General features: G+C 36.3%; 17 protein-coding genes. 9 read left to right on the top strand and 8 right to left on the bottom strand.

The genetic code is table 11. The features are described from left to right. The first annotated feature begins 100 nt into the window (after positions 1 to 100). The 3 genes from GIY83_RS06445 (at position 101) to pdeM (ending at position 5,107) form a co-directional block, all read left to right on the top strand. A complete protein-coding gene (locus GIY83_RS06445; RefSeq protein ID WP_208685841.1) occupies positions 101 to 1,702 on the top strand; it encodes an ATP-dependent DNA ligase in 1,602 nt (533 codons plus the stop codon). 303 nt (positions 1,703 to 2,005) lie between these two features. Continuing rightward, the gene (locus GIY83_RS06440; RefSeq protein WP_208685839.1) at positions 2,006 to 4,465 is read left to right on the top strand and encodes a ligase-associated DNA damage response DEXH box helicase; all 2,460 of its coding nucleotides are present in this window, start codon (positions 2,006 to 2,008) and stop codon (positions 4,463 to 4,465) included. A 6-nt stretch (positions 4,466 to 4,471) separates the two neighbouring features. After that, the gene (gene pdeM / locus GIY83_RS06435; protein ID WP_194616130.1) at positions 4,472 to 5,107 is read left to right on the top strand and encodes a ligase-associated DNA damage response endonuclease PdeM; all 636 of its coding nucleotides are present in this window, start codon (positions 4,472 to 4,474) and stop codon (positions 5,105 to 5,107) included. Here the strand turns inward: pdeM and GIY83_RS06430 are convergent. The 3 genes from GIY83_RS06430 to GIY83_RS06420 all read right to left on the bottom strand — a co-directional run bounded on the left by GIY83_RS06430 (position 5,099) and on the right by GIY83_RS06420 (position 8,095). Beyond that, the gene (locus GIY83_RS06430) at positions 5,099 to 5,605 is read right to left on the bottom strand and encodes a hypothetical protein (protein ID WP_208685837.1); all 507 of its coding nucleotides are present in this window, start codon (positions 5,603 to 5,605) and stop codon (positions 5,099 to 5,101) included. The genes pdeM and GIY83_RS06430 overlap by 9 nt on opposite strands. A 262-nt stretch (positions 5,606 to 5,867) precedes the next feature. Further along, positions 5,868 to 6,728, bottom strand: coding sequence for an AraC family transcriptional regulator (locus tag GIY83_RS06425; RefSeq protein WP_194616132.1), 861 nt, complete (start codon positions 6,726 to 6,728; stop codon positions 5,868 to 5,870). Between the two features lie 140 nt (positions 6,729 to 6,868). Beyond that, complete coding sequence (locus GIY83_RS06420; protein WP_194616133.1) at positions 6,869 to 8,095, bottom strand: PQQ-dependent sugar dehydrogenase; 1,227 nt, start codon at positions 8,093 to 8,095, stop codon at positions 6,869 to 6,871. 435 nt (positions 8,096 to 8,530) lie between these two features. Between GIY83_RS06420 and GIY83_RS06415 the strand changes: the two genes are divergently transcribed. Together GIY83_RS06415 and GIY83_RS06410 are read left to right on the top strand one after the other, a co-directional pair. Next, the gene (locus tag GIY83_RS06415; protein WP_194616134.1) at positions 8,531 to 9,193 is read left to right on the top strand and encodes a FadR/GntR family transcriptional regulator; all 663 of its coding nucleotides are present in this window, start codon (positions 8,531 to 8,533) and stop codon (positions 9,191 to 9,193) included. Between the two features lie 48 nt (positions 9,194 to 9,241). Then, the gene (locus GIY83_RS06410; protein ID WP_194616135.1) at positions 9,242 to 10,471 is read left to right on the top strand and encodes an MFS transporter; all 1,230 of its coding nucleotides are present in this window, start codon (positions 9,242 to 9,244) and stop codon (positions 10,469 to 10,471) included. Between the two features lie 95 nt (positions 10,472 to 10,566). Here the strand turns inward: GIY83_RS06410 and metQ are convergent, their stop codons facing one another. From metQ to GIY83_RS06385, 5 genes are all read right to left on the bottom strand, one after another. Further along, entirely contained in the window at positions 10,567 to 11,385 is an 819-nt protein-coding gene (gene metQ, locus GIY83_RS06405) for a methionine ABC transporter substrate-binding lipoprotein MetQ (protein ID WP_194616136.1), read from the bottom strand. Positions 11,386 to 11,438: 53 nt separating this feature from the next. Then, positions 11,439 to 12,092 carry a methionine ABC transporter permease MetI gene (locus tag GIY83_RS06400; RefSeq protein ID WP_194616137.1) on the bottom strand — a complete coding sequence of 218 codons (654 nt, stop codon included), beginning with the start codon at positions 12,090 to 12,092 and terminating at the stop codon, positions 11,439 to 11,441. Then, positions 12,085 to 13,116 carry a methionine ABC transporter ATP-binding protein MetN gene (gene metN / locus GIY83_RS06395; protein WP_208685835.1) on the bottom strand — a complete coding sequence of 344 codons (1,032 nt, stop codon included), beginning with the start codon at positions 13,114 to 13,116 and terminating at the stop codon, positions 12,085 to 12,087. The genes GIY83_RS06400 and metN overlap by 8 nt, the downstream gene beginning before the upstream one ends. A gap of 679 nt (positions 13,117 to 13,795) precedes the next feature. Then, on the bottom strand, positions 13,796 to 14,275 hold the full coding sequence (locus GIY83_RS06390; protein ID WP_194616140.1) for a cupin domain-containing protein: 480 nt from the start codon (positions 14,273 to 14,275) through the stop codon (positions 13,796 to 13,798). Then, entirely contained in the window at positions 14,272 to 15,270 is a 999-nt protein-coding gene (locus GIY83_RS06385) for an NADP-dependent oxidoreductase (RefSeq protein WP_194616141.1), read from the bottom strand. Before GIY83_RS06385 ends, GIY83_RS06390 begins: the two co-directional genes overlap by 4 nt. Positions 15,271 to 15,362: 92 nt before the next feature. On the opposite strand from GIY83_RS06385, the gene GIY83_RS06380 reads away from it, so the two are divergent. The 4 genes from GIY83_RS06380 to GIY83_RS06365 all read left to right on the top strand — a co-directional run bounded on the left by GIY83_RS06380 (position 15,363) and on the right by GIY83_RS06365 (position 20,465). Beyond that, complete coding sequence (locus tag GIY83_RS06380; protein WP_194616142.1) at positions 15,363 to 15,743, top strand: helix-turn-helix domain-containing protein; 381 nt, start codon at positions 15,363 to 15,365, stop codon at positions 15,741 to 15,743. Between the two features lie 333 nt (positions 15,744 to 16,076). Continuing rightward, positions 16,077 to 17,567, top strand: coding sequence for an ankyrin repeat domain-containing protein (locus GIY83_RS06375; protein ID WP_208685827.1), 1,491 nt, complete (start codon positions 16,077 to 16,079; stop codon positions 17,565 to 17,567). 104 nt (positions 17,568 to 17,671) lie between these two features. Next, positions 17,672 to 18,154, top strand: coding sequence for a DUF2271 domain-containing protein (locus GIY83_RS06370; RefSeq protein WP_208685825.1), 483 nt, complete (start codon positions 17,672 to 17,674; stop codon positions 18,152 to 18,154). Positions 18,155 to 18,275: 121 nt separating this feature from the next. Beyond that, positions 18,276 to 20,465: a PepSY domain-containing protein gene (locus tag GIY83_RS06365; RefSeq protein ID WP_208685823.1), complete on the top strand. Its 2,190-nt coding sequence runs from the start codon at positions 18,276 to 18,278 to the stop codon at positions 20,463 to 20,465. Positions 20,466 to 20,474: the final 9 nt, after the last annotated feature.

The raw sequence follows: 20,474 nt of genomic DNA, 5'->3' as shown, positions 1-20,474 counted from the left end.
TTTCTCTCTTGAATCTTCAGTAATGTTTCTTGTCTCTTGCATCTTGTCTCTTGCATCTTGCCTCTTGCATCTTGCCTCTCTTTAAAAAAAACAAGAAAAAATGAAAAACTTTGCCGAACTAATAAAAGCGCTTGACAGTTCTAATAAAACTTCGGTAAAAGTGGATGCTTTGACCAAATATTTCATCAATGCCAGTAATGAAGATAAAGTCTGGACGATTGCCATTCTTTCGCATCGTCGTCCGCCAAGGCCTGTAAATACCACTTTATTGCGATTATGGGCAAATGAACTGGCTAATATTCCGCTTTGGCTGTTTGAGGAAAGTTACCATATTGTGGGTGATCTTGCCGAAACCATTGCACTGGTGATTCCCACTACAAAAGAACATTCTGATAAAAGTTTAACCGAATATCTTCAGGAAATTATTGCCCTGAAAAAGAAAACAGATATCGAAAAAAAAGAATATCTGCACAAAAACTGGCTGGCACTCAATTATTATGAACGTTTTGTTTTCACTAAATTAATTACCGGAAGTTTCAGAATCGGCGTAAGCCAAAAATTAATGACCCGCGCACTTTCTAAAGCCGAAAACATTGATGAAGATTCCCTGGCACATAAATTAATGGGCGACTGGAATCCGAATACAATTACGTTTCAGGAATTAATTTTAGACGAACAAAACAGCGATTATTTATCGAAACCTTTTCCGTTTTACCTGGCTTATCCTATCGAAGGCGAACCCTGCAATCTTGGAGATCCTAACGATTGGAGCGCGGAGCACAAATGGGACGGAATTCGGTCTCAAACTATTATTCGTGATAATGAAATTTTTATCTGGAGCCGCGGAGAAGAATTGGTAACCGATAAATATCCTGAGTTCGCTTCTTTCATCGGAATTATTCCTGACGGAACAGTTATCGACGGAGAAATTCTTCCGTACATAGAAAACGAAATTGGAACTTTTAATGATCTGCAAACGCGAATTGGACGAAAAACAGTTTCGGCTGCGATCCTTAAAAAATCCCCTGTAATTATAAAAGCCTACGATTTATTAGAATGGAAAGGTCAGGATATTCGGAATCTTCCTTTTGAAGAAAGACGTATAGTATTGGAGAAATTGTATGAAGATATCAAACACCATGATATTCCGCTGCAACTTTCAGAAAGGGTGAAATTTTCAACCTGGGAAGAATTGACAGAAGAAAGATTGCGTTCCCGCGAAATGAAAAGCGAGGGTTTGATGATCAAACGAAAAGATTCGCCTTACCTCGTAGGAAGAAAAAAAGGCGATTGGTGGAAATGGAAAATTGAACCTTTAGTGATTGATGCCGTCCTCACCTACGCCATGCGCGGTCACGGACGACGTTCGAATTTATTTACCGATTATACTTTTGCCTTATGGCAAAATAACGAAAATAACAAACGTGAATTGGTCACATTTGCGAAAGCCTATTCCGGTTTAACAGATGCGGAATTTAGAATGGTGGATGATTGGATTAAAAAGAATACGCTGGAACGATTTGGTCCTGTTCGAAGTGTAACCCCTCAATTGGTTTTCGAAATTGGTTTTGAAGGAATTGCGCTTTCAAAAAGGCATAAAAGCGGCATTGCAACACGATTTCCGAGGATTTTGAGATGGCGACATGATAAAAAAATCGATGACGCCAATTCTATTGAAGATTTGAAGAGTATGATTTTATAGGATTGTTATATTACCCGTAAATGGCACACGGATGATACCGATTCGCAAGCGAAAACACGGATTGGGCACGGATTTTTATAGGATAATTTTAAAGCTCCAGAGGAGCGATATATAATTTTTTAGTTGATGCATAATATGTCACCCCTATGGGGGCCTACTAATAAATCTATAAATTTCTATAAATATGACGTCCCGCTGGGGCTTAATTTAAAAACCGATTACTTAATTTTCTTTCGCACAGTAAAACTTAATGAACCTTAATATCTTAATGATAAAAAAAATAAGGGTTTAAAAAAATAATAAATGAACAGAGAGCAACTTTTTGCGGTAGCAAATGACTGGTTTCACAATCAGGGATGGAAACCGTTTGCGTTTCAGACTCAGACCTGGACTGCTTTTTTACAAGGAAAAAACGGCTTACTCAACGCTCCAACCGGAAGCGGAAAAACCTACGCGCTCTGGCTCCCTATTGTTTTGAACTACATAAAAGACAATCCAAATTATAAAACCAAACATACACCTGGACTTAAAGCAATCTGGATTACACCTTTGCGTTCTCTTTCAGTTGAAATCAAACAAGCTGCGGAAAGAGTGGTTAATGATTTGGGAACAAAAATGACTATTGGTATTCGTTCCGGAGACACATCAGCCAGCGAGAGAGCCAAACAAAAAGGGAAAATGCCTGATTTATTGGTCACGACTCCAGAGAGTTTGCAATTGCTTTTAGCCACCAAAGGCTACGATAAAATCTTTAGCAATTGTACCGCAATTGTTATTGACGAATGGCATGAATTATTAGGTACAAAACGTGGGGTACAAACTGAACTTGGTTTGTCCCGACTCAAAGCGATTGCGCCCAAAATGCGTATTTGGGGAATCTCTGCTACGATTGGGAATCTGCAACAAGCACAGGAAGTTCTATTGGGAGTGGATTCACAAGCGTATCATAATTCGGTTTTGGTAAAGGCTCAGATTCATAAAAAAATAAAAGTCATTTCGATTATTCCGGATAAAATGGAAACCTATCCTTGGCGTGGACACATGGGCTTGCATTTGATTGATGAAGTCGCAAAAATTATAAAAGCAAGCAAAACGACTTTGATTTTTACCAATGTACGGTCGGCTTGTGAAATCTGGTTTCAGCGTTTGCTCGAAAAATATCCTGAGTTTGCCGGAGAAATGGCGATGCATCACGGAAGTATTAATCGCGAAACAAGACTTTGGGTCGAACAGGCTATTAGAGATGAAGAACTAAAAGTCGTGGTTTGTACCTCGAGTCTGGATCTGGGTGTTGATTTTGCTCCTGTAGAAACTATTATTCAGGTTGGCGGACCAAAAGGTGTTGCGCGTTTTTTGCAAAGAGCCGGACGAAGCGGACACCAACCGGGAAAAGAAAGTGTGATTTATTTTCTGGCAACACATGCTATCGAATTGATCGAAGCTTCGGCACTAAAAAAAGCAGTTGAAGAGAATGTCATCGAAGATCGTGTTCCGTATTTAAACAGTTGGGACGTTTTGGTACAATACCTTAATACTTTAGCAGTTTCGGATGGATTTCTTCCTGACGAAATTTTTAAAGAAGTAAAAGGAACTTTTTGTTATCAGGCTATTACAGAAGAAAACTGGAACTGGATACTGAATTTCATCACTAACGGAAGTCAAAGTTTACAAGCATATGATGAATATAAAAAAGTAGAAGTTGATGAAGACGGACGTTTTAAAATCAACAGTAGATTAATTGCGATGCATCATCGAATGCAAATAGGAACTATTGTGGGCGATGCTGTTGTAAACGTAAAATTCATGAGCGGCGGTTATATTGGGACTATCGAGGAATGGTTTGTTTCAAAATTAAAACCGGGCGATACTTTTATCTTTGCAGGAAAACAACTCGAATTGTTCCGAATAAGAAATATGCAGGTTTTGGTTCGAAAGGCTGATCCTAAAAAGAAATCTAAAGTAGTAAGCTGGATGGGTGGCCGAATGGCGCTTTCGGCTCAAATGAGCGAATTGTTGCGGCAAGAATTGTATCGTGCCAATACCGATGATTTATCGCCTGAATTAAAGGCATTACAACCTTTATTCGCGAGACAAAGAAAAGAATCTATCGTTCCAGGAGATAATCAGTTTTTGATTGAAACTTTTAAAACGAGAGAAGGTTATCATGCTATTTTTTATCCTTTTGAAGGGCGTTTTGTACATGAAGCCCTGGCAAGTTTACTGGCTTATAGAATTAGTTTATTGTTGCCTATTAGTTTTTCTTTGGCTTATAATGATTACGGATTCGAATTACTTTCTGATCAGGAAATTGATATGCAGAATGTTCTGGATAACAATTTATTTTCGACAGAATATGTACATCATGATTTGCAAAAAAGTTTGAATGCGACTGAAATGGCGAGACGGAAATTCAGGGATATTGCTGTCATTGCAGGTTTGGTTTTTACTGGTTTTCCGGGTAAAATGGTCAAAACAAAACATTTGCAAAGCGGTTCTCAATTGTTGTTTGAAGTTTTTAGGGATTACGAACCTGATAACTTATTGTTTCAGCAAGCATATCGCGAAACCTTTGAACATCAGCTGGAAGAAGGTCGTTTGATTATGGCTTTGGAACGAATAAACAATCAGGAAATCATCTGGAAATCGTGTTTGAAACCAACACCTTTTAGTTTTCCGTTAATCACAGACAGATTACGTGAAAAATTATCCAGCGAGACATTAGCAGAACGAATTAAAAAAATGACGGCTTCGTATATGAAGTAAATATTTATGACGATTACCATACAAAATCAGACCTTTACATTGCATCCGAGTGGGGCTTTATTTTGGGAAACCAGAAAATTGCTTCTCATTTCTGATGTGCATTTAGGGAAAGTATCTCATTTCAGAAAACACGGCGTGGCGATTCCCAATAATGTGGTTTCCGAAAATTTTAAACGTTTAACCAATATCGTGGAAAACTTTAAACCTGAAAAAATTATTTTTCTGGGCGATTTATTTCATAGTTCTAAAAATACCGAATGGGATTTATTCGAAGAATGGGTAAAATGCTGCACTAATACCATTATCCTGATTGCCGGAAATCACGATATAATTGATAAAAAAAATTATCTCAAACTTAATATCGAGGTTGTAGAATCCCTTGAAATTGATGACTTTTTACTCACGCATCATCCCACCATAAAAGAAGGTTTCTTTAATTTTTCGGGGCATATTCATCCCGGAATTATGCTGCGTGGTTTTGGCGCTCAATTTTTAAAATTACCGTGTTTCTTTCAAAAAGAAAATCAAATGATTCTGGCCGCTTTTGGTGAATTTACAGGAAAACATATTTTAAAACCCCAGCAAAACGATATTGTATATGCTATTGCAAATGATGAAGTTATTAGAATTAATTTAAACTGATTTCTTAAAGTAAAGCTGTTTTTGATTGGTGTCGCGAGTGGTATCACTTTCGTAATTGAATTCTTCGTAACCCAAAGACTTCAATGTCTCTATTAGTACAGTATTAATTTCAAAAGCTTTTGCCCAAATTAAATCGTATTTTCTCTGCAAAGCCACTTCTTCGGCACGTTTAAAAAGTACTGTTATATCCTCTGGATTAAAGTAAACAATATGATCTACTCCCATTGGTTTATTGGCATCCAAATTTTGATTCGAAAGTCGGGATGAATTCAGTTTCATGAAAGACAACGGATTTTCGCCTTCATAAACCATAAGCATTTCGACCGAAAAATCATTCTGTATTTTGAATAATTTCTGACTTGAGAGGTTTTCACTTGCATACTTCTCTCCGATTTCTTTCTTTGCTCCAAATAAATCCGAATAGAATTTCAGGGCTTTCTCTTGCATCCAGATTACATTATCATTTATGATTACTACGAATTTTGCAATTTTTGACATATCTTTTATTTTTTATGATAGTGCAAAGTTGAGATGATTTGATGGATTAGAAAAGAGCTAAATGTCTTGTATTTTGTTCGAAAAGGCGGTTGGGTTTATTTACCCATTTTTTTGTGTCATTTCGACCGAAGGGAGACATCGCGCTAGAAATTCCGCCAAGAAACTCACCAATCTTTGTCGATTTACGAGTGTGATCTCTCCCTTCGGTCGAGATGACAAACTTTATGGTGATACAATATTATTTGAAATACAAGATTATAAATTACACCTTCTTTCTGCGATATTCTAAGGGTGAAATTCCTTCGCATTTTTTAAAGAATCTGCCAAAACCGGATTGATTGGGGAAGTTTAAGGTATCGCTGATTTGATTGATTGTTAAATCTTTGTTTTGGAGTAATATTTTGGCTTCTAAAATCACAATTTCTTCGATCCAGTCGCTGGCTGTTTTACCGCTATTATTTTTAATTACTTCTGATAAATATTTGCGTGTTACATTCAGAATATCGGCATAATACTGAACAGATCTTTGGCTTAAAAAATCTCTGGATAGCATTTCTTTGAATTTTTCGAACAAGGGATTTTGCTTACTACCATTGATATTGGTTTGCTTTATAGCATCTAATTCGTAAATCAGAATATAAAGATACGCTCTTAGAATAGAGGGTTGATTGTCATTATTATGTTCGATGGATTGTCTTAATAAACTAAAAATTTGCTCAAACTTAACTTTGTTTTTTTTCTCCAGATGAAACACATGCATTTCACTATTGTCGAAAAACTCATATTGTGAAAGAAAAAACACATTGGCCTGATTGTGCAGAAAAAATGGTGATTTGAAAAAAATAATATCGATTAAAATTTCGTCACTGTCTTTTGTAAAACTTCTAATTACCGAAGGGCCTAGCGTGAGTATTGCGGGAGCATGAATCACCATTTTCTTTAGTTTCGTTTGCATTACAATACTCCCTTTTCGAAGAAATTCTATTGCATAACTTTCTGCCCGGTAAGGTTCACTTATATAGGGATGACCTTTTGCCTGAATATAAAAGTAGTCTTTATTATTGTCGGCATTAAACAAACTTTTATGATCCTCGAGTGAGTATGTTGTAATTTTATTCTTCAATTCTTTTTGCTTTAATCCATACCAAATATAGTTAACCATTTACCCATAACAAAAAAATGGCGCCATACAGCGCCATTATCTTATCATTCTACAGTCTATTCTCTTGACTCTATTTTCTTTCCTCTATATTCTTCTTCAATTTATTTTTTATCAATTTTATAAAGTTTTCCTGCATCTGTAACAGCGTATAATGCACCGTCATTTCCTTGTGTTACATCTCTAAAACGTTGGTTTTCCGAAGCCAAAAGTCTTTCTTCGCCAATCACTTTATTGTCTTTTATAGCAAGACGTACAATGTGCATTCCGCTTAAAGCGCCTATGAATAGGTTATTTTGCCACTCCGGAACGCGATTTCCTGTGTAGAACGTCATTCCACTTGGTGAAACTACCGGATCCCAATAGTAAACTGGTTGCTCTAAACCATCTTGCTGCTGAATTCCTGCTCCTACTTTTTCTCCGCTATATTCAATTCCGTACGTAATTGTTGGCCATCCGTAATTTGAACCCGCTTTAAGGCGATTGATTTCGTCACCTCCGCGTGGTCCATGTTCTGACAACCAAATTTCTCCTGTATTAGGATTAAGTGCCAAACCTTGCGGATTTCTGTGTCCGATAGTATATAATTCAGGTAAAGCTCCCGTTCCTGTAAAAGTAGGATTTCCACTTGCAGGCTGACCTTCTTTTGTTAATCGAACTACTTTTCCTAAACCTGATGCAACAGATTGTGCCAATGGTCTTGTTTCTAATACAGAACGTTCTCCGGTACTTACTACAAGAAAACCAGATTTATCAAAAAGAATACGTCCGCCATAATGAAGCGTACTTGCATTGGCCGGTTTTGCTCTGTAAATTACCGTTGCTCCTTCGATGGTTTTTTCATCGGCTGAAAGTTTTCCTTTCGCTACAGCGGTATTATTTCCGCCTGTTGTCGCTTCGGCATATACCCAGTAAATCATTCTGTTTGTTGTAAAATCAGGATCGATAGTTAAACCTAATAAACCTCCCTGATTAGCAGCATTAACAGTAGGAATACCTGTAATTGGAGTACTCAAAACTCCGGCTGTTGTAGCAATACGCATCGTTCCTGTTTTTTCGGTAATCAATAATCTTCCGTCAGGAAGACTTTTAATTCCCCATGGACTGCTTAGCCCTGTAGCAATAGCAACTCCCTCATATGGTGTATTGGTTTGCACACCGCTAACTCTGGTTTGTCCTGCAAAAGCAGGTTTATAAGTTGTATTGGCAGCATTTCCTTCAACAGGATTGGTAGTGGTGCCTGGATTTACATCGACATCTTTATCACTAGAGCAGCTCAATAAGGTGATTAGCATACTCGAAACAATAGCAATCTGGTTAATATTTCTCATAGTTTTGGGATTTTTATAATTAGAATAAATCAAAAATCTTAAAAATAAAACAAAAACTATTATATAATTTATGGGAAAAGTTATACCATTATAAGATTTGTTAAGTACTTAACCGCAAAGAATGCGAGGATTTTTTTACTGGGCTGAAATAATCTCAAAGGCGCAAGGACGCAAAGTCTATATTGTATTTTTTTTAAATACAAATTTGCTTCGCCTATTCGCTATCGCTCGAGTCACAAATTATCGCAAATTTTTATTTAACCACAGAGGACACAGAGATTTTTACAGAGAATTAAAAACTTGTGTTACTTTGTGTTTTCTCCCTTGGTGTTCTCTGCGGTAAAAAAACTTTGCACTTAAAAATTTTGAGCTCTTAGCGGTTATTTAAATTTTTTTTATACTTTTGCATTCATCAGATGATATGATAACTCAATTATGACATTAATCAATAAAAAATCTCTCGCAGAAGAAGTTGCTTCAAAATTACAGGAGCAAATATCTCTTGGTCATTATAAGATCAACGAGAAATTGCCTATTGAAGCAGAATTGATGAAGAGTTTTGGTGTTGGAAGATCCTCGATAAGAGAAGCGATGAAGCTACTCGCTAATTCAGGTTTGCTCCGGATTCAGCAAGGGGTCGGTACTTTTGTTCAGGAAGTGACCAGCATACAAGAGCCAATGGACCAGCGATTAAAGCGTGCAAGTCTTGAGGATTTAGATGAAGTAAGACAATTACTAGAGCTGAAAATTGCTGAAAAAGCGGCCATTAACCGAACAGAAGAGGATATCATTGCCATGAAACAGCATTTGGCCGATAGAATGAAAACGGCCAATGAAGGTTTACTCGAAGAATGTGTCAAAGCGGATATACAATTTCATATCGCGATTGCTCAAGCATCAAAAAATGAAATTTTGGCCGATTTATATAAATCTGTATCGAAACATTTAAAAAAGGAGTTTCTTAGAATCTATCCTAACACGAAAATATTTCAGGATACATACGCAATACACGAACAACTTTTAGACAATATCATTGCAAAAGACCCTAAAAAAACATGGAATACTGTTGCCAAAATAATAGGACATACTAATTACTAATTTTTTACTCCAATTCATCAGATGATCTGATTTTTTTTTTAATTCATTATGAAAACAAACACCATTACCCATTCGAAGCAGTTGGCCCAGCAAACTGTTTTCTCTATTTTATTTACTATTAGCTTAACGCATTTTATTAATGATATGCTTCAGGCTGTGGTTCCTGCAGTTTATCCTATTATAAAAGATAAATTTCATTTGACCTTTACCGAAATTGGTTTAATCACCCTGACTTATCAACTTACTGCATCTATTTTACAACCTTTTGTTGGATTTTATACTGATAAAAGACCACGCCCCTATTCACTAGCCGTTGCCATGGTTTTTACACTTTTGGGGTTGGCAGCTGTAGCAGTTGCTTCAAGTTTTATCAATATTTTACTTGCCGTTAGTCTAATTGGTGTTGGATCTTCTATATTTCATCCCGAAGCTTCAAGGGTTGCTCACATGGCTTCCGGAGGAAAAAGAGGTTTGGCACAATCTATTTTTCAATTAGGAGGAAATGCAGGAAGCGCCATTGGGCCTTTGCTTGCGGCTATTATTGTAGTGCCTTATGGACAGTTTAATATTATCTGGTTTTGTCTTGCAGCTGCTGTAGGAATTATTATTCTCTCAGGTGTTGCAAAATGGTATCAGGAGCATTTAAATCTTAAAGCTAAAAATAAATCTGCCGTAGCTGAGGAAGTTCATCATTCACTTTCAAAACAAAAAGTTATATTTTCGTTGGTTATTTTATTAGTATTAATTTTCTCGAAATACTTTTATATGGCCAGTATGACCAGTTATTATACTTTTTATCTTATTGATAAATTTCATGTCTCTGTACAGGAATCTCAAATTTATCTTTTTGCTTTTCTTGGTGCTGTTGCTGCCGGAACATTGTTTGGCGGAGCATTAGGAGATCGTTTTGGTCGAAAATACATCATTTGGATCTCTATATTAGGCGTTGCTCCTTTTACCTTATTATTGCCATACGCTTCTCTTTTCTGGACCGGAATTTTATCTGTAATTATTGGTTTGATTATATCGTCTGCTTTCTCTGCAATCTTGGTTTATGCTACAGAACTTGTTCCTGGAAAAGTGGGTTTAATAGCAGGTCTTTTCTTTGGATTGGCTTTTGGGATGGGCGGATTAGGTTCTGCTATATTAGGCAAATTAGCAGACTCAACAAGCATTGAGTATGTTTTTAAAGTTTGTGCATTTTTGCCTTTAATAGGGATTTTGACAAGCTTTCTTCCAAATATCGAAGGAAGGAAAAAAGCTGCTGCAGAAGATTAAATTGTTTTTTACTAATTCGATTATTTATATAAAAAAAGCGCTGAATCTAATGATTTAGCGCTTTTTTGATTGTACTAAAAGAATACAACTATTTTTTACCAGCCTTTTACAGCTCCGCCTTTAAATTCTTTAAGAGCTGCTGCTTCAACTTCTGGAGATTGAAAAGCTTGTAAAAACTGTTTTACTTTTTCTTCGTTTTTATTGTCCTCACGGCTTACTACCAAGTTTACGTAAGGAGAATCTTTATCCTCAACAAACAAAGCATCACGCGAAGGAACCAATCCAGCCTGAGAAGCAAAAGTATTATTAATAATAGCAATTGTTACGTTGGCATCATCAAGAGCTCTTGGTAATTGAGGTGCTTCTAATTCTAAGATTTTAAGCTTTTTAGGATTACTTACAATATCGGTTACTTTAGGCAATAATCCAATTCTCTCTTTTAGTTTTAGCAAACCATTTTTTTCTAAAAGCAATAACGAACGACCACCGTTTGTTGGATCATTTGGGATAATAATGGTGCTTTCATCTTTCAAATCTGCAAGACTTTTTATTTTTTTAGAGTAGGCTGCAATAGGATAAATAAATGTTTTACCAATGATTGCTAATTTGTATCCGCGTTGTTTCGATTGCTCATCAAGATAAGGTTTGTGCTGAAAAGCATTTGCATCAATATCTCCCTGGCTCAAAGCTTCGTTAGGAATCACGTAATCATTAAAAGAAATCAACTCTACTTCTAGTCCGTATTTTTCTTTTGCTACTTTCTTAGCCGCTTCTGCTACTTTATATTCCGGTCCTGTTGCAACCCCTACTTTTATGTGGTGCGGATCGTTGTTTTTGCTTTTTCCACAATTAACCAATGAAAGTGTCAAGGTTAAAATTCCGATTGCTTTTAAAAAATTATTTTTAGTAATCATATTTTAGTTTTTAATTATTATTTATCTGTTGCCTAAAATTTAACCGCAAAGTATTATCTATGATCAAATCGTTTTGATAAAAAGTCACCCGCAAACTGAATCACGAATACCAAAATTACCAACAACGCCAAAACCGAATTCATGATTACGGCATCATAACCAATATATCCGTACTGATATCCCACTTGTCCTAAACCACCAGCACCAACAGCGCCACCCATTGCAGAATAACCTACAAGAGTAATTAAGGTAATGGATGCAGCGTTTATTAAAGAAGGTAATGCTTCTGGAAGCAGTACTTTATATACAATTTGCAAAGGCGTTGCGCCCAAAGCTCTTGCCGCTTCGATTAATCCCGAAGGCAAACCAAGAAGGCTATTCTCAACAAGTCGGGCAATAAATGGAGCTGCTCCAATACTTAACGGAACTAGCGCTGCACTTACGCCAATAGAAGTTCCTACCAGGGCACGTGTAAACGGAATCATCCAAACAATTAATATAATAAACGGAATCGAACGAAAAATATTCACCAAAACCGATAAAGTTCTGTTTAAAACGGGTTGCTCCAGAATTTGATTTTTTCTCGTAAGGAAAAGCAAAATACCTGTAGGAAGCCCTAATGCAAAACCAAAAAAGCCCGACACAAATGTCATTACGATGGTTTCCCAGGTACCGTTTAATAATAAGGTAATAGTAGAATCAGACATAACCTATGATTTCTGTTTTAATATGTTTAGAAATAAAATATTCAATTGCAGCTTCGTAATTCTCGCGTTTGCCAGATAATTCGATCAGCATCACACCAAAGTTTACATCTCCCGCCTGATCCATTTGAGCACTTACGATTTTAAAGTTGGTATCAAACAATCTCGAAACTTCAGAAATTACAGGCTCATTTACCGATTTTCCAGTCATTTCAAGTCTCAATAACGGACTCAGACCTTCACCATCTTCCTTTTGTAATCTTTCCTGATACACTCTCGGGATATCAAGATGCAGAGAAGAAGCAATAAATTCTTTGGTTAATTCATGCTTAGGATCGGCAAAAATTTCTCCCACACTTCCCTGCTCGATCAATTTTCCGTGACTGATTACCGCGACCTCATCGCAAATTGATTTTACCACTTCCATTTGGTGTGTAATCAATAAAATTGTGATGTTCAGGCGACGATTAATATCTTTCAATAAGTTTAGAATCGATCTTGTAGTCGCAGGGTCCAAAGCACTTGTAGCTTCATCACACAACAATACTTTCGGGTTATTCGCCAAAGTTCTCGCAATAGCCACCCTTTGTTTCTGACCTCCGGAAAGGCTTGCAGGATAATCGTTTGCTTTTTCGGCCAAACCTACTAATTCCAATAATTCAAAAACACGTTTTCGAATATCGTCCTTTGATGCCCCAACCAATTCCAGCGGAAAAGCTACATTATCAAAAACCGTTCTTGAGGAAAGCAAATTAAAATGCTGAAAAATCATCCCAATTTGTCTTCTTTCGATTGCCAATTGCGCATTCGATAATTGTATCAACGATTTCCCGTCAACGATAATTTCTCCCGAAGTTGGTCTTTCCAATAAGTTCACACATCGAATCAAGGTACTTTTTCCAGCTCCCGAAGTTCCAATTACACCAAAGATTTTCCCCGGCGGAACTTTAAGCGAAACATCTGATAAAGCCGAAACAATTCGGTTTTTCTGATGAAAATTCTTGGTGACATTTTTTAATTCAATCATTTTTTAAATTCAAATTAAATCTGCTACATCCACAGATATCAATACTTAACGCTTCTGAAATTCTAAAATTTAAAATCAAAAAGCCTTTCAATAGATTATGAAAGGCTTGAGAAATAAATCATTTTATTTTTATATATAAGCCAGTTCATACCATCGCATAGAAGTGCAACACATTATGCTGCAGCTATAATAATTGGTATTCTGGTTATCGTTTTTCATTGCTGCGGCAAATTTAAAGAGATAATTTGAATTTCAATGCAAAATCGCAAACTTTTTTAACCCTATCAATTTAATAGACTTTTTTTTTAAGGACTTGAAGCTGTTTGCTGCTGTCCGCTATATCTTTGCTTAAAGAAAGTAAGCAAAAGATGCCGCTCCCATCAGGGCTAGGGCACTTGTTTTCATAATGACTTTTTTTTGATGGCGCACCCGATGGTAAGGATTTAAATCGATTTGAGTGGATTTCTTTTGTTTTTATCACTTTGTCAAAGTTTCGAACTTTGACAAAGTTTTCACGCAGATTACTAACGCCAGCCATCCTGAGCGAAGCCGAAGGGCCCAACGGGCTTCGACTTCCCTCAGCCTTACAACAACCCACATATTCTATCTTTTGTACAAAAAAATCCGTCAAAATTCGAGTTTTCGCAAAGCGAATCTGTATTATACGTGGGTCATAAATTTACACCTCTACTTTTCCAGCATCCAATAGTATAGCCAACTGAATACAAGATAAATCAGATCGATTACTCCAGGCATGATTGGCGCCTCTTTGTACAACAATATCTCCAGCTTGCAATAAAGTTTCCCCTTCATCCACAATAAGCCAGATTTCTCCCGAAAGAATTACGATATAATCTAATGTATCAGTTTGATGCATCAGCGGATGTGGCTGACCCTCGGGCGCTACAATCCCAAGATCCTTGTCAGGTGGAATCTGAACGTATCTAAAATAACTTCCGTTTTTGGGTATATTTGGGAAAGCGGTATTTTCGATTACTTTTTCTTCTTCTAATTTTACGGGCATAGAATCTGTAGACCAAATATCAGAGATGACCAAACCCGGAAAATGTTCCGAAACATTCGATACAATTGTATCTTTTTCGATTATTGATTTTCCACTTTTTATTCCTGTAACGATTCTTCTGGGAATTGTCTTCATAGTGGATTGATTTGCATGATTAATTTCTTTCCATTGGTTTTGTTTTCACGAAGAATATTAAGCGCTTTCAAAACAGTTTCATCTTCTAAATTGCCGACTATTTCAATCATTGGTGGTGTGATCGATTTGTTTTCGAGTAAAATTCTCAATTCATTCAATCCCTTTTTATAATAATCATATTGCTTTTCTAAGCCAAAAGCATAATTGGAGATATTAAGAATTGTGGCGCCTCTGCTAAAAAGAACTTCACGGGAATCTGGTGTAGAAAAATTAGTAACATCAACATAAGTTCCGTTTATTTTTAAAAGTTTTGCTGCCGTAAGTCCGATTTCATTCCCCACCAGATCCACAGCAAAATCAAAATATTTGTTATTGTTCAAAGCCAAAGCCGTTTCGTAAACCTGATCTTTTCTGTAATTGATAATCTGCCTTGGCTTTAAGCCAAGATCTAATAGGGCAGCAATACTATTTTCGTTTCCGGCTGTTACAATAAGATTTACATATCCTTTTGACAGAAGTAATTTAAGGAGCATATTCCCTACTCCGCCAGCGCCGCCGGTTACAAGAATAGAATCTGTCAGATTCGCTTTCATCCTGTTTATCGATTGCAACGCTGTTAATCCAACAGAAGATATTCCTGCACTTTCTTCAAATGAAATATTCTTTGGCAGGTGCATTACAATAGCGGCGGGAACACAAATATATTCGGCATAAGTACCATTTGATCCCATGCTTCCTGAACCGCAAAAAACAGGATCTCCTATTTTAAAATCAGTTACTCTTTCTCCAATAGCTGAAATGATCCCTGAAAATTCCCTGCCCAATATTGACGAATGCAGCAACTTGCGTTCCATCGCATTTTCAGTCATCTGATAATCGATTGGGTTAAATCCTGCTGCGGCTATTTTTACCTGAACCTGCTGCTCTTTTGGTTGTGGAGTATCTACTTCTTCAAGTTTAAATTCTCCCTTTTGATGTAAAACGATTGCTTTCATTTTTCTTCTTTTATCTTACGAAATTACAGTGCAAATACTTTATTTTTGCTATGGGTTAACCCAAGGTTACCGGTTACCGAATAGAAACTACTATGGCAAAAATTAATGATAACGGAACGCTTCGCGAAGCCAATTGTTCAGAAGAACTTATGGCCATGCGTGATAGTCTGGATGTTTTAGGAGGAAAATGGAAACTGATGATCCTGCGTTTCCTGACGAACAGAACGCATCAGGTAATTAATTTCAAGAAAATGCAACGCGAGATCGATGGAATATCGGCCAAGATGCTGAGTAAAGAATTGAAGGAACTGGAAACCAATTTACTGGTTTCAAGAACGGAACAGCAAACAAAACCAATAACGGTAGTGTATGCCATTACAGAATACGGAAAATCTGTTCTTCCCGTTACAGAAACTTTGGTAAACTGGGGTCTAAGCCATCGCGAAAAGATTATAGAGGCGATTAATAAATAATTAGGATTTATTTAATTTCTTCAAATTCTTTATTTGCAAATCCTTAAAACCAGCAATAAAAGACCTATTGCCTGTTTAGCTTTTTAATGTTCAATATCCAAATCAGTAAAAATTACAAAAAGATTGCAGTTTTCTAAAGTTATCCTAATGCTTTTTCCAATCTTAAAAAATCATTAGAATTACAGTTTCTTCCCTAAATAAAGTTGGTTTACTGATATTAATTTTTACATTTGCGTTATTTTTAATTATTCTAAATAGATTTTGTGTAAAGAAGATATTAGGGTAAAGGAAAAAATAACCTTAAACGAATTTCAAAACAATAAATACCTCCATATGAAAAAGAATATTTTTATCTCTTTTGCATTAGCCGCAACTTTATTTGTTAGTGCCCAACAAAAAAATATCTTATTAGAACAGTCTTTTTGGAAAACCGCACCTGATGTTACTGCCCTTAAAGCAGAAATAGCAAAAGGCAATAACCCGGCAGAGGCCAATGCAAATGCTTTTGATGTTGTTGTAATGGCGATAAATAATGATGCGCCTCTGGCAAGTATCAAATTCTTATTAGACCAATCCGGAAACCCCGTTTCTAAATCCACTCATGATAATCGTATTTATCTTCATTGGGCTGCTTACAGAGGAAATACAGAATTGGTAGAATATTTAATTGCAAAAGGTTCTGATGTTAATTTTGAAGATAGTCACGGTACTACTCCTCTTGTTTTTGCTGCTGGTAACGGATTGCTTAATCAAGGTGTTGCCGAAGCTTTTTTTAAGGCAGGAATAGATCCTAAGAAAAAATATAATGATGGTGCCAACCTATTACTTTTGGCTATTCCGTTTGACAAAGACCTGTCTTTCTCTGACTATCTTATCACAAAAGGATTATCCTTAAAAGATGTTAACAGTAACGGAAATACTGCTTTTGATTATGCTGCAAGAACAGGAAATGTTACGCTTTTGAAAAAAATTGCAGCAAAAGGAGTTAAACACACAGACAACGCGCTTTTAATCGCCACACAAGGAACACGCAGAGAAACCACTCCTCTTGAAACCTACAAATATCTTGTTGATGAGGTTAAAATAAAACCATCGGCTGTAAATAAATCTGGAGATAATGTATTGCATCTTTTGGCAGCTAAACAAAACCAGTCTGAAATTATCAATTACTTTTTAGCCAAAGGCGTCGACGCTAACAAAGTAAATAAAGACGGAAATACGCCATTGATTATTGCTGCGGGAAGAGAAATTAGCACATTAGAAAAATTAATTCCTGTAACCAAAAACATCAATTTACAAAATGCAAAAGGAGAATCGGCTTTGACTTTTGCAGTAAGATCAGGAACTCCTGAAGCTGTTGCACTACTTTTAACAAAAGGTGCAGATGTAAACGTAAAAGATAAGGACGGAAATAATCTGGGAATTTATTTAGTACAATCTTACAGACCAGCCGGACGTGAAGCCAATGCACAAGATTCTTTTGATGCAAAAGCAAAATTACTTCAGGATAAGGGCTTAAACCTTGCTGCTGCCCAAAAAGACGGAAGTAATTTATATCACTTCGCTATTGCTAAAAATGATTTGGCTTTACTAAGAAAACTAGCTGCTTTAAACATCGATGTTAATGCTAAAAATAAAGATGGAATGACAGCGCTGCACAAAGCTGCAATGGTTGCCAAAGATGATACGATCTTAAAATACCTGGTTTCAATTGGAGCTAAAAAAGACATCAATACCGAATTCGACGAAACTCCTTACGCATTGGCCAAAGAAAATGAGTCACTGACTAAAAATAATGTTTCTGTTGAATTTTTAAAACAATAGTTTAAAATTTAAATTCCATTTTTTTTTAAATTCCAAATATTAAAGTCTATAATTTAAATTCCAAATTCCAATCTAAAATCCATATTCTAAAATCTAATATCCGCATGAAATCAATACTTAAAATAGCTCTTACCAGTGCATTAATTTGTTTAATCTCTTTTCAGGCAAATGCTCAGGCAAGTAAATACAAATGCATGCTGCAAATGTCAAACTATATGGGTGAAGGCGCTTACATCGTAGTTTCGCTTATTAATACCAAGGGGGAGTACGAAAAAACACTTTATGTAATGGGCGATGATAAAAAATGGTACAAATCACTGAAAGAATGGAACAAATTCCAGACAGCTAAACCTGCTGATATTAGTGCCAAAACCGGAGCATCTGTTACGGGTGGAGATCGCAGCATTACGACCATAGAAATCGATGATTCTAAAATTAATAAAGGATATAAACTACGTTTTGAGTCGGCTGTAGAAGATCAGAAGTATCATGTAAATGATGTTGAAATTCCGCTTACAACCGAAGGTCTTGCTGATAAAACAGAAGGAAAAGGTTATATTAGATACGTGAGATTAAACAAGATTTAATATTTTCGTTCTTAACAAACTTTGTCAAAATTTAAAACTTTGACAAAGTTGCCACAAATTAAATAGATTAATCATTTTAATCAGTGGGAAAAAACAATTACATTTCAATAGATTACACTCAATGACTCTTTCTTTTTGGCGTTACGCACACTTGGCTCTGGCTTTGTTTTCTTCTTTATTTTTAATTTTAGCTTCGACTACAGGAATTATCCTGGCGCTGGATGCGATGCAGGAAAAAACACTTCCGTATAAGGTAGAAAATTTCGACAAAATAACGCTGGGAGAAACCTTAACCGTCTTAAAAAAACAGTACACTGAAATTACAGAGTTAAATGTAGATCATAATCAATTTGTTACCCTCCAGGCCATTGATGAAGATGGTAATGATATCAATGCTTACATCAATCCTAAAACGGGGAAACAATTAGGAACGCCGGTCAAGAAAAGTGAATTTATTCAATGGGTTACGGGTTTTCATCGTTCGCTGTTTCTTCACGAAACCGGACGATTTTTTGTTGGTGTAATTTCTTTTTTATTATTGCTGATTGCCATTTCTGGTTTTGCCCTTGTTTTAAACAGACAAAGAGGAATCCGTAATTTCTTTTCGAAAGTGGTCAAAGACTATTTTGCCCAATATTATCATGTTGTTTTAGGGAGACTGGCGCTGATTCCGATTTTGATTATTGCCCTTACCGGAACGTATTTATCCCTAGAAAGATTCAACTTTTTTATGGATAAAGAAGAAAAGAAAAAAGAAAAAACAGAAATCGTAACGCCTTCAAAAGACAAAACTGTTTCTGTATTTACAACAACACTTTTGGCTGATGTTAAGAAAATAGAATTTCCTTTTACAGATGATCCCGAGGAATATTATATCATTGAGTTAAACGATCGCGAGATCGAAGTCAATCAGGTTACGGGCGCTGTGGCAACACAAAAGCGTTCTCCAATGATCGTTCAGTTATCGGATTTAAGCCTTAATCTGCATACCGGAAAAACCAACGCAATCTGGGCTTTTATATTGGCTATTGCGAGCCTTAATATTCTCTTTTTTATCTATTCCGGTTTTGCTATTACCTTAAAAAGAAGGTCAAGCCGCATTAAAAATAAATTCCAAGCCAGTGAAAGTAAATTTATACTTCTGGCAGGTTCTGAAAACGGAAGTTCTTTGCATTTTGCTAATGCCATCCTTAAGCAATTGATTGGCCATGGCGAAAAAGCTTTTATCACCGAATTGAACAGCTATACTACTTTCCCGAAAGCAGAACATATTATCGTATTCTCCTCTACTCATGGTTTGGGAGATGCGCCTTCTAACGGAAGTAAATTTGTGTCGCTTATACAGAAATATCCTCAAGAGCAAAAAATCAATTATTCAGTAGTAGGTTTTGGCTCGAAAGCTTATCCGGATTTTTGCGAATTTGCTTTTGAAACCGACAGGCAATTAGAAAATCATAATTGGGCGGAGCGTTTCCTGGATGTCCAAACCGTAAACGATAAATCGGCAACAGAATTTGTAGAATGGATAAAATTATGGAGCGCCAAAACCGGCATTCCGTTATCGACTACGCCTTCTTTATACAATCATGTTCCAAAAGGGCTGCAAAAGCTAATGGTTTTAGATAAAACACTGGTTTCTGAGAACGAACAAACTTTTATCCTGACTTTAAGGGCCAATGCAAGGGCTAAATTCAGTTCAGGCGATTTACTGGCTATTTATCCGGCAAACGATACAAGAGAACGCCTCTACTCTATCGGGAATCATTCGGGTAACATACAATTGGTCGTAAAACTACATCCACACGGATTGGGTTCTGAGTTTCTAAATAACCTTACTCCCGGAAATACGATCAAGGCCAGAATCATCAATAATAAGGCTTTTCATTTCCCTAAAAAGATTTCTAAAGTAGCGCTAATTTCAAACGGAACCGGTATTGCGCCTTTCCTTGGAATGATCGAGCAGAATAAAACCAAAACAGAAACGCATTTGTATGCTGGATTCCGTATGGAAACTGAAACTGTTTCAGGATATAAAAAGTTTACTGCTGAAATGATGGAGAAACAAAAACTGCAAAGTTTCCATTTGGCTTTATCACGCGAAGCCGAACATTTTTATGTAATGGATCTTATCAAACGAGATGCTGATTTTTTTATTGATTTATTAAAAGAAGGCGGTGTCATCATGATTTGTGGATCTCTTGCCATGCAAAAAGATGTAGAAGCTATTCTCGATAAATTATGTCTGGAAAGAAAAATAAAAAGCATTGCAGATTATAAAGAAAATGGTCAATTGCTGACGGATTGTTATTAGGTAAAATCG

This window comes from Flavobacterium sp. SLB02 (assembly GCF_009664855.1).
Lineage (GTDB): Bacteria > Bacteroidota > Bacteroidia > Flavobacteriales > Flavobacteriaceae > Flavobacterium.
This window is presented reverse-complemented; position numbering and strand designations above follow the sequence as displayed.